This window comes from Streptomyces diastatochromogenes (assembly GCF_002242805.1).
Classification (GTDB): Bacteria; Actinomycetota; Actinomycetes; order Streptomycetales; family Streptomycetaceae; genus Streptomyces; species Streptomyces diastatochromogenes.
On sequence record NZ_MCGQ01000033.1, the window covers coordinates 49,722 to 65,067 of the forward strand.

At 72.1% G+C, this 15,346-nt stretch carries 14 protein-coding genes; 8 read left to right on the top strand and 6 right to left on the bottom strand.

The annotated features are described in order from the left end of the window. Positions 1-39 precede the first annotated feature (39 nt). Both BEK98_RS32755 and BEK98_RS49170 read left to right on the top strand, forming a co-directional pair. On the top strand, positions 40-753 hold the full coding sequence (locus BEK98_RS32755; protein ID WP_094220365.1) for a peptidoglycan-binding domain-containing protein: 714 nt from the start codon (positions 40-42) through the stop codon (positions 751-753). Between the two features lie 69 nt (positions 754-822). Continuing rightward, entirely contained in the window at positions 823-987 is a 165-nt protein-coding gene (locus BEK98_RS49170; protein ID WP_167444305.1) for a hypothetical protein, read from the top strand. A gap of 56 nt (positions 988-1,043) precedes the next feature. Here BEK98_RS49170 and BEK98_RS32760 read toward each other — a convergent pair whose 3' ends face one another. The 5 genes from BEK98_RS32760 to BEK98_RS32780 form a co-directional block, all read right to left on the bottom strand. Further along, positions 1,044-1,421, bottom strand: a complete 378-nt coding sequence (locus BEK98_RS32760; RefSeq protein WP_167444307.1) for a hypothetical protein — start codon at positions 1,419-1,421, stop codon at positions 1,044-1,046. Positions 1,422-1,879: 458 nt separating this feature from the next. Beyond that, positions 1,880-2,797, bottom strand: coding sequence for a MurR/RpiR family transcriptional regulator (locus BEK98_RS32765; RefSeq protein WP_094220367.1), 918 nt, complete (start codon positions 2,795-2,797; stop codon positions 1,880-1,882). A gap of 82 nt (positions 2,798-2,879) precedes the next feature. After that, entirely contained in the window at positions 2,880-4,586 is a 1,707-nt protein-coding gene (locus BEK98_RS32770; protein WP_094220368.1) for a phospholipid carrier-dependent glycosyltransferase, read from the bottom strand. Positions 4,587-4,678: 92 nt separating this feature from the next. Next, entirely contained in the window at positions 4,679-6,601 is a 1,923-nt protein-coding gene (locus BEK98_RS32775) for a phosphatase PAP2 family protein (protein WP_094220369.1), read from the bottom strand. Positions 6,602-6,820: 219 nt separating this feature from the next. Then, entirely contained in the window at positions 6,821-7,723 is a 903-nt protein-coding gene (locus tag BEK98_RS32780) for an N-acetylglucosamine kinase (RefSeq protein WP_094220370.1), read from the bottom strand. A gap of 263 nt (positions 7,724-7,986) precedes the next feature. Here BEK98_RS32780 and BEK98_RS32785 point away from each other — a divergent pair, with 263 nt between their 5' ends. The 6 genes from BEK98_RS32785 to BEK98_RS32805 all read left to right on the top strand — a co-directional run bounded on the left by BEK98_RS32785 (position 7,987) and on the right by BEK98_RS32805 (position 14,608). After that, positions 7,987-9,108: an ROK family protein gene (locus tag BEK98_RS32785; protein WP_094220371.1), complete on the top strand. Its 1,122-nt coding sequence runs from the start codon at positions 7,987-7,989 to the stop codon at positions 9,106-9,108. Positions 9,109-9,381: 273 nt separating this feature from the next. After that, complete coding sequence (locus tag BEK98_RS32790; protein WP_094220372.1) at positions 9,382-10,707, top strand: extracellular solute-binding protein; 1,326 nt, start codon at positions 9,382-9,384, stop codon at positions 10,705-10,707. Between the two features lie 125 nt (positions 10,708-10,832). Next, positions 10,833-11,747, top strand: coding sequence for a carbohydrate ABC transporter permease (locus BEK98_RS32795; RefSeq protein ID WP_094220373.1), 915 nt, complete (start codon positions 10,833-10,835; stop codon positions 11,745-11,747). Beyond that, on the top strand, positions 11,744-12,646 hold the full coding sequence (locus BEK98_RS32800) for a carbohydrate ABC transporter permease (RefSeq protein WP_094220374.1): 903 nt from the start codon (positions 11,744-11,746) through the stop codon (positions 12,644-12,646). Before BEK98_RS32795 ends, BEK98_RS32800 begins: the two co-directional genes overlap by 4 nt. Positions 12,647-12,648: 2 nt before the next feature. Continuing rightward, positions 12,649-12,771, top strand: coding sequence for a hypothetical protein (locus BEK98_RS50975; protein WP_279635493.1), 123 nt, complete (start codon positions 12,649-12,651; stop codon positions 12,769-12,771). 7 nt (positions 12,772-12,778) lie between these two features. Further along, entirely contained in the window at positions 12,779-14,608 is a 1,830-nt protein-coding gene (locus tag BEK98_RS32805; protein WP_094220375.1) for a hypothetical protein, read from the top strand. Here the strand turns inward: BEK98_RS32805 and BEK98_RS32810 are convergent. Next, a complete protein-coding gene (locus BEK98_RS32810; protein ID WP_094220422.1) occupies positions 14,592-15,251 on the bottom strand; it encodes a nucleoside/nucleotide kinase family protein in 660 nt (219 codons plus the stop codon). The two genes, BEK98_RS32805 and BEK98_RS32810, sit on opposite strands and share 17 nt — an antisense overlap. Between the last annotated feature and the right edge of the window lie 95 nt (positions 15,252-15,346).

Below are 15,346 nucleotides of genomic sequence, written 5' to 3' on the forward strand. Positions count from 1 at the left end.
ACCGCGGATCCCGTACGCACGGGACGGAAGGAGACCAGGGTGCCGACACCGCCCGACCCTGAACAGCCGCACCCCGGACCGGTCCTCGAACCCGTCCGCGTCGTGCGACTGCGCCGCTTCGACGCTCTCGCGGAGCTGATGCGCGAGATGCTCCCGGAACGGGAGACCTTCGAGTCCTTCGGCACGGCACCCCGGCCCCGGCCGGGTGACGGCACGCCCCGGACATCAGCCACCGAGGACGACACCCAGGAACTGCCGCCCTTCGCGGCCACCCCGCAGGCCTCACCCCATGACGCCGGCCGCTCCGCCCCGGGGCTCCGCCGGGCCGCCGTCGCCGTGGCCGTCGGCGCGGCCGCGGTCATCGGCTTCGGCTGCGCCCTCCTGCTCCCCACGCGGCAGGAGGCGGACGCGAGCCCACAGCCGACCCACCCGGCCACGACGGCACCGGCGACGACCACCCCGGCCGCGCCCGCCACCACCCCGGCCGCCGACCGGGACGGCGACCCGGACGGCGCGGGCACCCTCCGCCAGGGCGACACCGGCCCCGAGGTCGCCGCACTGCAGCAGCGCCTGCTGCGCATCCCGGACGTCTACCGGGACGGCTCGACCGACGGCACCTACGACGCCGTCCTCACGGCGGCCGTGGCCCGCTTCCAGCTCTGGTACGGCATCAGCGGTGACGAGACCGGCGTCTACGGCAACGACACCCGCCGCGCGCTGGAGTCCCGGACGAGCCTCGACGGCGGCGGCTGAGCACCCCCGCTCGAACACCGGGCAACGGCTCTGAAAAACTTCGTGGACGACCGGCCGGCAGGCCCCACCATGGGCACTCGCCCCGCGGTCCGCCGCCGGGCGCACCTCGCACCACGACCGAAGGCCACGCCGATGACCGGCTCCCGCATCCCGGGCCTGCTAGTGCCCGCCGTCTTCCTGCTGGCCCTGGTCGTCGGCATCTGCTGGTACGTGCGGCACCGCGACGACGATTGACGACGCCGACGAGATCGAGGGCGACGGTGACCGACGACGGCCCGGCAGTGAGTCGCTCAGCGGCTCATGCCGCGTACCGCCAGCGCCTCGCTGACTGCACGGACACTGCGCGCGATGTGCTGCAGCTGGAGCACCTCGGCCGCGTACAGCTTGATCGTGTGCTCGATGACCGACTCGGGCAGGCCGAGGACGGGCAGCTCGGCCCGCGCGGTCTGCAGCGCCGTCCGGGCCACCCGGATCTCCTGCTGGACCTGGATCTGCGCGTGCCGGGCGAGCAGGACGGGGTGTCTGATCAGCGCCGGGTAGCTGGCGTAGCGCGCCGGGACCAGGTCGCGCAGCCACTTGGCCGCCGAGCGTTCCCAGTCGTAGCTGCCGGGCATCTTGACCTGGCAGGGCCAGTCGGGGCTGAGGCGCGTGGTGGTGGTCAAGGACATGGGCAATCGCTTCCGGTGTGCGGCGTCGTGAGGGTGGTCCGACGGTGTGGGGCGGCCCCGGCCTAGGGGATGACCGGGGCCGCCACGGGCGCATCGCCTGGGCGGTGCGCCACCGAACACCCTGATCGCCGACGTGGGTAGGGACGGCGGCTGAGGGGTGTCCGTGCGGGGGCCCCGGGCGCGGAGGACCTGCGCGGCTGGAGTGCTTGCGTGCGCATGGGCGGTCCGTCGGCTTTCTCGGGGCGGGGTGCGAGCGGTGAGTCCCGCGGGTGCGGAACGTGCCCGGAGTCGACCGGGCGCGATCCGTGAGCAGTATTTATATATGCCGTCGGGTTTGCAAGACGTATGAAAACATTCATGCGGGATATGCGGTGAATGATCCCTGGACGGCGAAAGATCCCCGTGCGGGGGGCTTGCGGCAGGAAGAACTGCGGGAAGGGTCTCCCGCCGGCGAAGGTTCAGTCCTTCAGGAAGAACTGCTGATGGTCCGCCACCTGTTCGTACTTCTCCAGACGGGCCTGGGTGCGCTCCGGATCGGCGTCGGTCATGGCCTGCAGCAGGGCAGCGGCCATCACGCCGGGCGCAGCGTAGGAGTCGAAGACCAGGCGGGAGCCGGTGCCGGTGGCGAAGGTGACGTCGGCCTCGTCGGCCAGCGGACCGAGCGCCAGGTCGGTGATCAGGGCGACCTTCAGGCCCGCCTCGCGCGCGACCCGGAGCGCGGTGAGCGTCTCCTGCGCGTGCCGGGGCATGGCGAACGCCAGCACCCAGGTGCCGCCGGCCTCGCGCGACTGCAGCAGCGCGTCGTAGGCCACGCTGCCGCCGCGGGTCACCAGCCGTACGTCGGGATGGATGCGGCGGGCGGCATAGCCGAAGTACTCGGCCAGCGACACCGAGATGCGCAGGCCCAGCACGGTCAGCGGGGTGGAGCGGGACAGCGCGCGGCCGACGCGGATCACCCGGTCGGGGTCGGCGAAGTCGCGGCGCATGTTCTCCAGGTTCTGGATCTCGGCGTCGACGGCCGCCTGGAGTTCGTTGGCACGGTTCACCTCAGGGGGGCCGCCCGCCAGCGTGCTCAGCGCGATCGACTGGAGCTTCTCCCGCAGCGCCGGGTAGCCGCTGAAGCCGACGGCGGCGGCGAAGCGGGTGACGGAGGGCTGGCTGACGCCCACCCGGTCCGCCAGCTCGGTGATCGACAGGAACGCCGCCTCGGTGATGTGCTCGATCAGGTACTGGGCGACACGGCGCTGCCCCGGGGACAGCCGGGGGCCGTCGAAGAGTTCCCTGAGCTGGGAGGTCGGTGCGGCCCCGGCCTCCGGCGCGATCTTGCCCGAGGTGATCGCTGATGCCTGGGCGCGTGCCTGCTGCGGCGAGGGCACCGACCCTTCTCCTTTGTCTCCCACGACCACTCAACATAGCTCACCGACCGTCATGACCAGGGGGTGTGACGGGCAGACAGGCTCATCGCCGGTACAAGGTGATCGAATGACCCACTTGATCGACCGGTCGGCTCGACTCGATCAATTCGGCCAGTCGACCACGTGCCTTGGCCGCCGCGGAGTCCGACACGACCAGCAGCCCGTGCACCCGGCCCGGCGGCACCGTGCGCGGATCGGACGCGTGGATGCCGTAGTACGACGGCACACCGCTGCCCTTGTAGACCAGCCACACCCGCTCGCCCGGATACCGCTGCCGGAGGCGGTCGGCGAGCCGGCCGAGGTCCTGGCCCCAGTCCACGTTGGAGTCGTGCAGCAGCCGGTGGGTGTTCGCCGGGCCGCCGAACGCCTCGTTGGCGTACGGCAGGTAGTACGGGAACGTCCGCAGCGAACTCACCGCCACCCACAGCACCAGCAGCCCCGTGAGCACCCCCGACCGGCGCCACCGCAGCGCGAGCACGCAGGGTGCCGCCACCGCGAGGAACACCGGGACGAACAGCGCGTACCGGGTCCCGAAGTCCCGCGAGCCCGTCATCGCCGCCGCCAGCAGCACCGCGGGCGGCAGCAGCAGATACGGCGCGGCGGGCCGCAGCCGCCGTACCGCCACGGCGGCCACGGCACCGGCCGCGCCCAGCGCGAGCAGCCCGAGCGGTGTCTTCACCAGCAGGGCGGCCGGCAGGTAGTACCAGCGCGAGCCCGTGTACAGGTGCCCGAACAGAAAGCCCTGCCAGGGGTAGTCCTCCAGGCCGAACTGCACCCGCATCCCGGCCCGGTACGCCTCCGGCAGCGGCAGCAGGTCCGTCACGCTCCCGCGCAGCCCGTGCACGGCCGGCACCGGCTCGGCGGGCGTGAACCGCAGCCCGGGATCGACCGCCAGATACGTGGCCCACACGACGGCCACCGCCACCAGCGCCACGACCGCCGCCCCCGCGAGCCCCAGGAGCACCTTCCGGCGCCGCTCGGCGCCGCGCCGGGCGCCCCACACCGACACCGCCGCGAGCAGCATCAGCACGGGGACCGCGGGCAGCGCGCTCATCTTCGTCGCCACCGCCGCCCCGAGGGCCGCCCCGGCCAGGGGCAGACACCACCGGGGCCGGACCCGCGCCCGCCGCACCAGCCAGGCGGACGTCAGCACGAACCCGGCCGCCGGCATGTCCAGCGTGGCCAGCGAGCCGTGCGCGATCACGTCCGGGGAGAAGGCGTACAGCGTGAGCGCCGCCAGACCGCCCGCCGCACCCACAAGTTCACGCGCGAACGCGAACACCACCAGCCCGAACAGCAGGGTCAGCGCGATCACCGGCAGCCGCGCCCACAGCATCAGACGCCAGGGATCGTTGCCCGACTCGTACAGCAGATGCCGGCCCACCTCGCCCTGGGTGCCGGAGTACGACGGGTCGTAGTGCGGGTCGGCCACCGCCACCCCGGCCGCGATCAGCAGCTTGCCGAGCGGCGGATGCTCGGGATTGTAGCGCAGCCGGTGCTCACGCAGGTAGTCGGTGGCCGTGGCCACGTACACGGGTTCGTCGATGGTGGGCGTCTGCCGGACGGCCGTGGTGACCATCGCCGCGGCCATCTGAGCCAGCAGCAGCGCCACCAGGACCGGCACCAGCCACCGCCGCCGGCGGCTCAGCAGGGCGAGCCGACGACCCCGGGCCGTACTCGGCCCGGGGCCGTCGTCCTCGGGTGCCTCGGGTACGAGAACCTGGGCCGTGTCCTGTGCGCGCGCCATCATCCGCCCCACGCTGACACCGGCCACGCGGTGGCGGGAGCGGGCCGGGGCTGGACCATAGCCCTACTGTCGCACCGCTCCCGCCACCGGGGGCGTCACCGCTTCACGAGTCGTACCGACAGACCTTCTGCCGTGTACACGGGTACGGCCCGCAGCGCGTCGGAGTTCACCTCGACGCGGTCGAACTGCCCGCGCAGCCGGGGCACGTCGAGCACCGGCAGCGTGCTGCCCGCGGCCGGCGGCCGCTCGGTGTCGAGGCGCAGCGACAGCACGGCCGAACGGCCCAGCACCGCGAGGTGCTTCACGGCCAGCGGCGCCTTGCGGCCCGCGCGCAGGGTGACCTCAAGGGTGCCGGAGTCCTGGGCGTAGCCGCCGCGCACCCGCAGCCGCTCCGCGACCCGCAGGGTGCCGTCCGAGACCCGCACATCCCCGTGACCGAGGGCGTCCTCGGAACCGGCCTCCAGCGCGCCGGACTCCAGCACCGTCCCGCCCGTGTACCGGCTGCGGCCGGTCAGCGTCAGCGTGCCGGTGCCGCGCTTGGTCAGGCCGCCGCACCCGTCGATGTCGTTGCGCCAGCTGTCGGCCGCCGAGAAGCCGCCGGCGGCCGCGTCCAGGGTGACGGTGACGTCGGAGTCGAAGGCGCCGTAGCCGTCGGCGGCGGCGAACAGGTTCAGCCGCCCCCAGTGCTCGACGCCGTCGAGCAGCACGTACCCGGCCGGCAGCCCGGTGGTGCGCAGCACCTCGCGGCGCTGGTCCGCGTCCAGGTACGGCAGCCGGGTCTCCAGCAGCACCTCCGCGCCCTTCGGCACGGTCAGCGGCGCGCCGTGGCCCTGCCGGGTCAGCACGTACGTCAGCCGGGGCCGGACCGAGCGGGCGTTGGCGTCCCGGTCGGCGTACGGGTCGGTGTCCGGGTGCGCGTAGCCGTACAGGGTGTCGGCGGTGGTGCCGGTCTGCGCGGTGAAGTAGGCGAGAGCCTGGGCGCGGGCGGCGGCCTTCAGCGGGGCGTTCGCCGGGTCGGCGAGGGTGGCCGCGGCCAGCGCGGTGGCCATGACGCGGCCGCCGATGACGTCGACGGTGTTGTGCATGCCCGCCACGATCCGGGTGTGGCTCAGCTCGAAGGCGCGCGTCACCAGCTCCTGGAACCGCTCGGGCACGGCGTACGCGTACGCGAGAGCGGCCAGGTGGAAGGCGTTGGTGTGGCCGCTCGGGAAGCCGCCGTCGTCGGTCGGCGAGGTGCCGCGCTGGCGCAGCAGCTGCGGGGCGACCACCACGTCGGACTCGTACACCGGGTAGCCGAGCGCGTCCTTCGCACCGGTGTCGACCACCTCGCTGTCCTCGTTCATGCGCCACGGACGCGGGTACTGGTAGGCGTACTTGGCCGGGTTGCCGGAGGCGTACGGGCCGCGCACGGTGTCGACCAGCTCGGCGAGCTTGCCCAGCGCGGAGTCGTGGGCGCCCGCGCCGAGCGCCGAGCCGGCCGGGGCGTTCGCGGGTACGGCGTCGCTGACGGTGGTCGCCGGGGTGCCGTCGGGCGCGCCGGTGATCGACGTGACCGCCTTGGCGCCCGCCTTGTAGAGGTCGGCGAGCGGACCGAGGCCGGCGATCATCGCGTAGCTCTGGTGCTGGCGGTCGTAGACGAACGCCTCCTTGGCCTGCGCGTCGGTGCGCTCGCCGGTGATCCGGGCGCAGTAGCGCATGTTGGCGCGCAGCACCTCGGGGCGCAGCGGGGTGCCGGTGTTCCACGCGGAGCCGGTCTTCCACACCTGGGCGAAGCCGCCGAGGATCCGGACCACCGCGTTGGTCTCGGGGGTGAGGTTGGCGAGGACGTTGGTCCGGTAGTCGTCCACGAACGCGGCGGCGGTCGCGGCCTTGGCGTCGGCGGCGGACAGCCACGTGGCGAAGGTCGGGGCGGCGAGCACACCCGCCGACGCGCCCAGCGAGGTCTTGAGGAAACCGCGTCGGCCCAGGGCGGTTCCACGGGCCGGCGAGGAGGAGCGGAGCCCGGCGGGTGACGGCATGCGTGTGCCTCTCTTGAGTTCTTCGGCCGGACGGCGGCCGGGGAGTGGCCCGCGGGACCGCCCGGCGCGCACTGCCGTGACGCCCGGCCGCGATGTGCCGGAATGTGCGATCCCGTGGGAAAGAAGTTGAACGAGTGAATATCTAGGGCGAGGTCGTGTCCCGCCGGGGTGTCCCCGGCGACGCGGGCGTGTGCGGCAGGTGAACGCGGGGAGCGCGGTTCACAGGATCGAACGCGCCAGCGCCACCGCCCCGTTGACCGGCGGCACCCGCAGCGGGTGCCGCCGTGCCCCGGGCAGGGCGTCGGCGAGCGCGGCGGTGAAGGCGTCGTACAGGAGCGGCTGGGCGAGGACGGTGCTACCCGCGACCACCACGTCGTCCACGACGAGGCCGCGGTCGGCGAGCCGCAGGACGAGCGCGGCGAGGGAGCGGCCCCCGGCGGCGATCACCTCGTGGGCGAGCCGGGAACCCGCCTCGGCGGCCGCGAAGAGGACCGGGGCGTGCTGTCCCCACTCGGCGGAGACGTCCGTCGCGCCCTCCAGCGCCGCGCCGAGCGCGGGCACTTCGGGCACGTCGAACGCGGCGAGCAGTCCGGCCGCCAGCGCGTCGGGTGCCTCGCCGCGGTCATGGGCCGCCCAGCAGGCCCGGGCGGCCTCCCGGACGAGTCCGGCCGCGCCGCCCTCGTCACCGAGGACCGCGCCCCAGCCGCCGACCTGCACCGGCGTGCCGTCGGCCGCGTGGCCCACGGCGACCGAGCCGGTGCCCGCGACCAGACCGACCCCCTTCTCCAGCCCGGCGGCGGGTACGAGGAGTTCGGCGTCGCCGACGATCAGCGCGGGCGCGTCCAGGACATCGCCCAGGGCGGCCCGGATCGCGGCGCACTGGCGCGGGGTCTCGCAGGCGTGCCCGCCCACGGCGAGGGCGGCCGGGCGCAGGCCCGCCGGAAGGGCGTCGTCGAGGAGCGCGGCCAGCCAGGCCGCGGCGGCGGCCGGGACGTGCGGCCGCCAGCCACTGCTGGAACGGACACGGTCGGCGACCAGCTCGCCCCCGGCCAGTGCCCGGAGATGGGTCTTGGTGCCGCCCACGTCGATCCCGACCACGAGGGGGTACGGAACGTCCTGCACGGTTCCTCTTTCGTCGTCTGCAGGGAGCTGCGCTGCGGGGAGCTGTGCTGCCTGGTGCTGTGCTGCGACGGCGGGCGAACCGTGCCTGGATGAACGGCTGTGGAAGAGGTCGGGAAGCCCCGGGACGGGCTTCGGCGGCGGCCACGGCAGGCGAGTACCGTGAGTTCGTTAGGAAATTAACTAACGAAGTAGAGTGCGTCAAGAGGCGCGCGTCACCCGTGCCCTCACCAGCCGATTCCTGCGGTTCGAACCTGGGGGAGAGCATGAACCTGAGCGAGAGCGCCCGCGCGGTGTTCGCCGTCCTGGCCGCGGCCGGCTCCGCCACCCGCCCCCGGCTGGCGGCCGACGCGGGCCTGTCGAAGCCGACGGTCTCCGGTGCCGTGGCCGAGCTGGAGGCCGCGGGGCTCGCCGCCCACTCCGGTACGGCTACCGGCGGCATAGGCCGCACCGCCGCCGTCTACCGGCTCGGCCCGGCCGCCGGGACCGTGCTCGCCGTGGATCTCGGCCCCGCCCACACCCGGGTACGCGGCTGCGCTCTCGACGGCAGCCTGCTCGCCCAGGCCACCACCTCCCGCGCGGACGCCGCCGAGGCCGTGCGGGGGACCCTCGTCGCGCTGCCCGCCGGCGCCCCGCTGCGCACCATCGTCGTCGCCGTCGGCGACGTCACCGCACAGGACCGGCAGGGCGCCGGCATGCGGCCCGCGACCGCCAAGGCCGGCCCCGCCTTCGACGCCATGGCCGTCGCGCTGCCGCCCGGTGTCCCCGTCCACCTCGAGAACAACGTGAACTGCGCCGCGCTCGCGGAGCTGCACGAGGGCGCCGCCCGCGGCCGCCACACCTTCGGCTACCTGCGGATCGGCGTGGGCGTCGGCCTCGGCATCGTCGTCGGCGACCGGGTGCTGCGCGGCGCGAACGGCGCCGCGGGCGAGCTGGCCCGGCTGCCCTACCCCTGGGACGACGACCGCGCGCCGCGCCGCGAGGCCCTGGAGGAGTACGTCGGCGCGCGCGCCCTGCTGCGGCGGGCCGTCGCCGCCTGGCAGCCCGCCGACGGCCCCTGCCCCCGCACCACCGAGGAGCTGTTCGCCCTCGCCGGGCAGGGCCGGGCCACGGCCCGCGCCGTCGTGGACCGCCACGCCGCCGACGTGGGCCGGCTCGCCGCCGCCGTGGCCGCCGTGCTGGACCCCGGACTGATCGTGCTCGGCGGCAGCACCGGCGCGGACCCGCAGCTCCTGCCCGGTGTGCGGTCCGAGCTGGAGCGGCTGAGCTGGCCCACCGAGGTCGTCAGCAGCACCGTCGGGGATCTCGGTACCGTCACCGGTGCGGCCCGGCTCGCGGTCGCACGAGGAGTCCAAACCGTGACCGAGGCCGTGCGCGTGAAGGATTGACGGCCTCCGACTTGGTCTGCCAATGTCCGGACAAGCGCTTTCTAAGCCGGGCGGGAACCCCGGCTCGAGGTGAGCGTCCCGGCCGTACGCGACGTACGGCAGCCGCACGAGGGCGCGCTTGTGCGACGACGGCCCTCATGGCCGGGGACCCCACCCGTCAAGGCGATGCGGCCGGGCGAGGCCGCGCCCGGAAAGCGAAATTTCCTGGAAAATGCACCCGTGCCGCCTACGTCGGCGCCGTGCTCCGTCCCCTACGACGAAAAGGGATCGAAGATGACCAGTGTGGGTGTGCGGCGCTCCCGCCGACTCGGCCGCGGCGGCATACGCCGTGTGGTTCCCCTCGCTGCCGTGGCCACGGCAGGTGCCCTTCTGCTCTCCGCCTGTGGCGGGTCGGGGTCCGGCTCGGGCGGCACCTCCAAGTCGCTGACGTTCTGGATCTCCACGGTTCCGGGGCAGGACGCGGGCTGGAAGAAGCTGGTGGCGCAGTACAAGAAGGAAGCCGGCGTCTCCGTCAAGCTCGTCAACATCCCCTACGACGGCTACCCGACGAAGCTGCACAACGCCGCGCAGGCGAACTCTCTGCCCGACGTGGCGGACGTGCCGGCGCTGGACCCGATCTGGTCGAGCAAGCTGATCGACCTCAGCTCCATCGCCAACAACAAGAGCAACAACATCAACGCCAACTTCCTCGCCAAGGACTCGTCCGGGAAGGTGCTGTCCATCCCCTCGGACGTCACCGCCTCCGGCCTGTTCATCAACGAGACGCTGTTCAAGAAGGCGGGCGTCTCCTTCCCGACCTCGCCCGAGAAGACCTGGACCTGGACGGACTTCATCAAGGCGGCGGACAAGGTCCGGGAGAAGACCGGCGCCAAGTACTCCCTGACGTTCGACCAGTCGCCGTCCCGGCTGCGCGCCATGGTGTACGAGCTGGGCGGGAAGTACGTCCACGCGGACTCCTCCGGCAAGTTCTCGGTGGACGCGGCGACCGAGAAGGCCGTGAAGTACTTCGTCGGGCTGAACGACGACAAGACCATGCCGAAGTCGGTGTGGACCAGTGGCGCCGACCCGTCGGCCATGTTCCAGAGCGGTGACGTGGTCGCCTACTGGTCCGGGGTGTGGCAGGTTCCCGCCTTCGCGGACAGCATCAAGAAGTTCGACTGGGCGAGCGTCCCGACTCCCGCCGAGCCGGTGCAGGCGAGCGACGTCAACAGCGGCGGCATGATGGTGGGGTTCAACAACAACGGCGCCGCCTCCACCGCCGCGCAGAAGTTCCTGTCCTGGATCTACGAGCCGGAGCACTACCAGGAGCTGTGTGAGACGTCCGGGTTCCTGCCCGTCGAGAGCGGTCTGACCCCGAAGTACCCCTTCACCTCCGACGCGGCGCAGGCGGCGTTCAAGCTGTACAACAAGGAGATCCCGCTCTACGCGCCGATCTCCGGGTACTTCAACACCGCGCAGACGAACTGGGTGCTGAAGGGCAAGAGCCTCACCACCGACCCGACCAAGACGGAGCTCGGCAAGGCGATCAACGGCCAGCAGTCGGTCGGCAAGGCGTTGGACAACATCGTGGCCGGCTACAACCAGCAGGTCGGCGGCTGATCGCAGGCCGGCAGGCCCGGGCGGCGGGGTCGAGACACCGCCGCCCGGCCTCGGTCGCCCACGTGATGCCGGGCTCATGGCGTGAGCCCACAGGAATCCATTCCACCAGCACGGAGTCAGGGAAGATGACAAAACGCGCCTCGGACGTGTCCGCGAGCCCGCCCAGGAGACGCCGCAGCAGCTACACCATCGCGCCGCTCGTCCTCATCGCGGCCAATGTCGTGCTCTTCGCGCTGTTCTTCGTCTGGCCCGCGGTGATCGGGCTCGTCTACTCCTTCACGAACTACACGGGCGTGGGGGCGTTCCAGTTCGTCGGACTGGACAACTACCACAACCTGTTCGGGGACTCCACCTTCTACGACGCGCTGGGCCGGACGCTGCTGTACACCGTGCTCTTCGTTCCGCTGAACTTCGCGCTCTCGCTGCTCATCGCCAATGTGCTGGTCAGCAAGCACGCCAAGGGCACGTCGGTCGCCCGCGTCATCTTCTTCATCCCGTGGCTGCTGTCGCCCATCGTCGTGGGTGTCCTGTGGCGGTGGCTGTTCGGCGAGAACTTCGGGCTGGTCAACTACGTCGTCGAGAAGCTCGGCGGGCATGCGATCCCGTGGCAGTCGAACGCGGACCTGTCGCTGCTGGTGGTGGTGATGGCGGCATCCTGGGCCTGGACGGGCTTCTCGATGCTGCTGTTCATCGCGGCGATCAAGAACGTACCGGTGTCGTACTACGAAGCGGCCGCACTCGACGGTGCCGGTCCATGGCGCCAGTTCATCAGCATCACGCTGCCGAGCATCGCGCCCACCTCGTTCATCGTCATCCTGCTCAACACGATCAACGCGATGAAGGAATACCCGCTGTTCGCCTCCCTCAACAACGGCGGACCCGGAACGTCGAACAACCTGCTTGTCCAGTACATCTATCAGACCGGCTTCCAGCGGGGCCAGATCGGCTACGCGAGCGCCGCGTCGTTCGTGCTCATGCTCATCCTGATGGCCGTCGCGATCATCCAGCTGATCGTCAACCGACGGGTGGAGAACCGATGACAACCACAGACACGGCACGCCCGGTCGACGCCGGTTCCGGACGGGCCGTCTCCAAGAAGCGACCCCGCGGTGCGGCCGGCGGTGGGCTGCGGCGGGCGGTGCCCGCGACGACACTGCTGTGGATCCTGGCGTGCCTCTACGGTCTGCCGGTGCTGTGGTTCATCCTCAGCTCCCTCAAACCGGCCGGGGATCTGTTCTCCTATCCGCTGACGCTGGTCCCGCACCACCCCACCCTGTCGGGTTACCTCACGGCGTGGCGCAGTGCCAACTTCTCCCAGTACTTCATCAACACGACCATCGTGTGCGTGATCACGACGATCCTCACGGTGGGAGCCAGCTGCTGCACCGGGTACGCGCTGGCCAAGTACGACAACAAGTGGCTCAAGGTGTTCTTCATCTGCATCCTGGCCACCACGATGCTGCCGTCCGAGGTCATGCTCGCCCCGGAGTTCCTGGTGGTCCGTAACCTCGGCCTCTACAACTCCTTCAGCGGCATCATCCTCCCGGCCGTGCTCACCGCGACCGGATGCTTCATGTTCCGCCAGTTCTTTCTGACGGTTCCCGACGAACTCGTGGAAGCCGCGCGCATCGACGGCGCCCGCGAACTGTCGATCTTCCTGCGGATCATGGTGCCGCTCTCCCGGCCCATCATGCTGACCCTCGCCATCCTGTCCTTCCAGTGGCGGTGGAACGACTACATCTGGCCGCTTCTGATGCTCAACGACCCCGACAAGTTCACCGTGCAGATCGGCATCCAGAGCATCGTCGGCGCGCAGAACATCAACTGGTCGGTACTGCTCGGCGCGTCGGTCATCTCCATGATCCCGCTGATCGTGATCTTCCTGGTCTTCCAGCGCTACGTCATGGGCGCCGACATCAATGCCGGACTGAAGGACTGACCGTGCCCACCCCGCTCGACCACGAGTTCGTCCGCGCGGCGGCCCGCCCCGTCGGCGGCCAGGCCCGCACCCGTCGTGCGATCCCGGCATCCCACGGCATGGCCACCTCAGGCAAGAAGGGCTGATCCACCCGTGCATCTCCCTCACCAGCGCTGCCCGCTGCACGACCTCCCGGACACCCCCGAGGCGTACGACGCCGTCCTCGCCGACGTCACCGAGCAGGCCCTGGCCCGGCTCACCCCCGAGGGCAACCTGGAGCACCCCGACGCCGGCGACGACATCGGCGACACCTCCCTCGGCATCACCTCCCTGCTCGCCCTAGCCTGGCAGCGCGGCCGGGACCCCCGGCTGCCGGAAGCGGTGCGCCGCAGCCTCGCCTTCCATCTGCGCGAGCGCGTCTACAGCGAGGACAACCCCGGCTATCCGAACCTGCGCAGCACCGACTCCGGGCTGCCGTACGCCCGTTACGTACTGGAAGCGGGCGCACACCCCATCGGCGACTGGCCGAGCACGGTGTGGGCGCTGCTCCAGGCGGTCAACGTCCTCGACGCGGCCGACGGCCTCCTGGACGACGGACAGCGCACCGCGCTCACCGAGGTGGCGCACGGCTACTGGCGCTGGCTGACCGAGGCGACCTTCTTCAACCCGCAGGAGGCGGGCAACCAGGCCATCGGCTGTGTGGTCGGCGGTCTCATGCTGGCCCGTCATCTGCCCGCTTCCGAAGGAGCACGGGTCCGCTCCCGGGCACTGGAGCTGTACACCGACGAGATCCGCGCCCACCGGGTCCGCGACCGGGGCGCCCTGCTGCCGCCCGAGCACGGCGGGGCGTACGACAACAACTACGGCCCGATCTCCCTGTCCTTCCTCGCCCAGGCCCACCGGGTCAGCGGCGAGGAGGTGTTCGCCGAGGACGGAGACGCGCTCGGCCGCTACATCGACGCCCGCCTCACGAGCGGCGGCTTCGACAACGGAGGCCCCCGCTACAGCGAACAGCACTCCGGGTTCGAGTCCGTCCTGGGCCTGCGCTACTTCGGCGCACGCATCGGCTCGGACCTGGGCCGCTACCGGGGCGACTCCCGCTGGGGGCGGCACGCGGTCCAGCGCGACGGCCGAATCGACGGGCACTTCGCCTTCATGCTGGTCTGGCAGATCCAGGACACCACCCGCTGGCACCGCACCCCGTCGGCCGCCCCCGTCCGCCACCAACTGCGTTCCGGCACGGTCTCCGTCGCCTTCGACAGCCGTATGACCCCCGCGCTCGTCGAAGCGGCCGGCACCTACTACCTGCCCGCGGCCGTACGCCGCCAGCACGGGTTCGGCCCGGTCATGGACGGCTTCCTGCTGTGCCGTCCCATGGGAGAGGTGCGCGTCCGCGACGTCCGCGCCGACGGGCTCGCGGCCAAGCTGGTCACCAAGCCGGTGGTCGGCCGCGACCATGTGCTGCGCCATGTGCGGTCGCTGTACGTCACCGACGGCACCAGTCTGTGGGTGACGGTCGCCGTGGAGCGGCTCGACGGGGCGCCGTACCTGCTGTCCGGGCTGCCGTACGCAGCCGACGACGGCGACCGGGTGCGCCGCGTCGCCGAGGGCGAGGTCGCCTCAGCGGGCGGGCTGCGCCTCACGCATCCCGCGGACCAGGGCCCCGACCACTTCGACGCCCGCGGCGAACTCACCCAGGAACAGGCGGCGTTCGCGCTCGCGGCCGACCCGCGCGGCTACGGCAACCCCGACGAGGGCTGGCGCCACCTGGTCGGCTCCACCGCGCTGGAGGCCGACCCGGCGCCCGGCGCTCCGGAGGGGCTGCACGTGTTCGCCGTACGGTACGGGCCGGGCGGGGCCTTCGCGCCCACCTTCGAGACCGACGAGCAGGGGCTGACGGTACGCACCGAGGCGTTCACCGCCGTGCTCGGGGATCCGGCGGGCGATGCCGCCGGCGAACCCGTTCTCACGCTGAGCGCCTGAGCCAGGGCAGCGCACCGGGCGGCACCACCAGGTCCGCCCGGTCCCGCGTCGTCGCGATCAGGTCGGCGTTGCGCTGGTCCGTCCCCAGCACCCAGGCCACGGCCGCCTCACGGTCCTTGCCGAACTCCTCGTGCCGGGCGACCAGCCGCCGGATCCGCTCCTGCTCGTCGATCTCGCAGAACCACACCTCGTCCAGGCACGGCCGCACCCGCGCCCACGAACCCTGCTCCAGCAGCAGGTAGTTGCCCTCCGTCACCACCAGCCGTGCCGTCGGCGGCACCGGGATCGCGCCCGCGAGCGGCTGTTCCAGGACCCGCTCGAACCCGGGCGCGTACACCACCTCGTCGGTCTCCTCGCGCAGCCGCCGCAGCAGCGCCGCGTACCCGGCCGCGTCGAAGGTGTCGGGGGCGCCCTTGCGGTCCCGGCGGCCCAGCCGGTCCAGTTCGGCGTCGGCCAGATGGAAGCCGTCCATGGGGACGTGCGCCACCCAGGGCGGGCCGTCGGCGTTCAGGGCGCCCACCAGGTGCTCGGCGAGCGTCGTCTTGCCCGCGCCCGGGCCGCCCGCGATCCCGAGGATCGCGCGCCGCCCGCCCCCGGCGAGGGCACGGGCGCGGGTGAGCAGGTCGTCGAAGGTCAGCGGCACACAGCAGAGTGTGTCACCGGCGGCGACGACGGTGAGAGTCAGGTCTGAACGTTCGAAAGTATGGCTCATGTGGTGCTCGCCACCCACTGGAGTGC

Excerpts from the sequence above, each read along its gene's own strand:
- BEK98_RS32770 (WP_094220368.1), bottom strand. The coding sequence starts at position 4,586 with ATGATGGCGCGCGCACAGGACACGGCCCAGGTTCTCGTACCCGAGGCA.
- BEK98_RS32760 (WP_167444307.1), bottom strand. The coding sequence starts at position 1,421 with ATGTCCTTGACCACCACCACGCGCCTCAGCCCCGACTGGCCCTGCCAG.
- BEK98_RS49170 (WP_167444305.1), top strand. The coding sequence starts at position 823 with ATGGGCACTCGCCCCGCGGTCCGCCGCCGGGCGCACCTCGCACCACGA.
- BEK98_RS32800 (WP_094220374.1), top strand. The coding sequence starts at position 11,744 with ATGACAACCACAGACACGGCACGCCCGGTCGACGCCGGTTCCGGACGG.
- BEK98_RS32790 (WP_094220372.1), top strand. The coding sequence starts at position 9,382 with ATGACCAGTGTGGGTGTGCGGCGCTCCCGCCGACTCGGCCGCGGCGGC.
- BEK98_RS32775 (WP_094220369.1), bottom strand. The coding sequence starts at position 6,601 with ATGCCGTCACCCGCCGGGCTCCGCTCCTCCTCGCCGGCCCGTGGAACC.
- BEK98_RS32785 (WP_094220371.1), top strand. The coding sequence starts at position 7,987 with ATGAACCTGAGCGAGAGCGCCCGCGCGGTGTTCGCCGTCCTGGCCGCG.
- BEK98_RS32795 (WP_094220373.1), top strand. The coding sequence starts at position 10,833 with ATGACAAAACGCGCCTCGGACGTGTCCGCGAGCCCGCCCAGGAGACGC.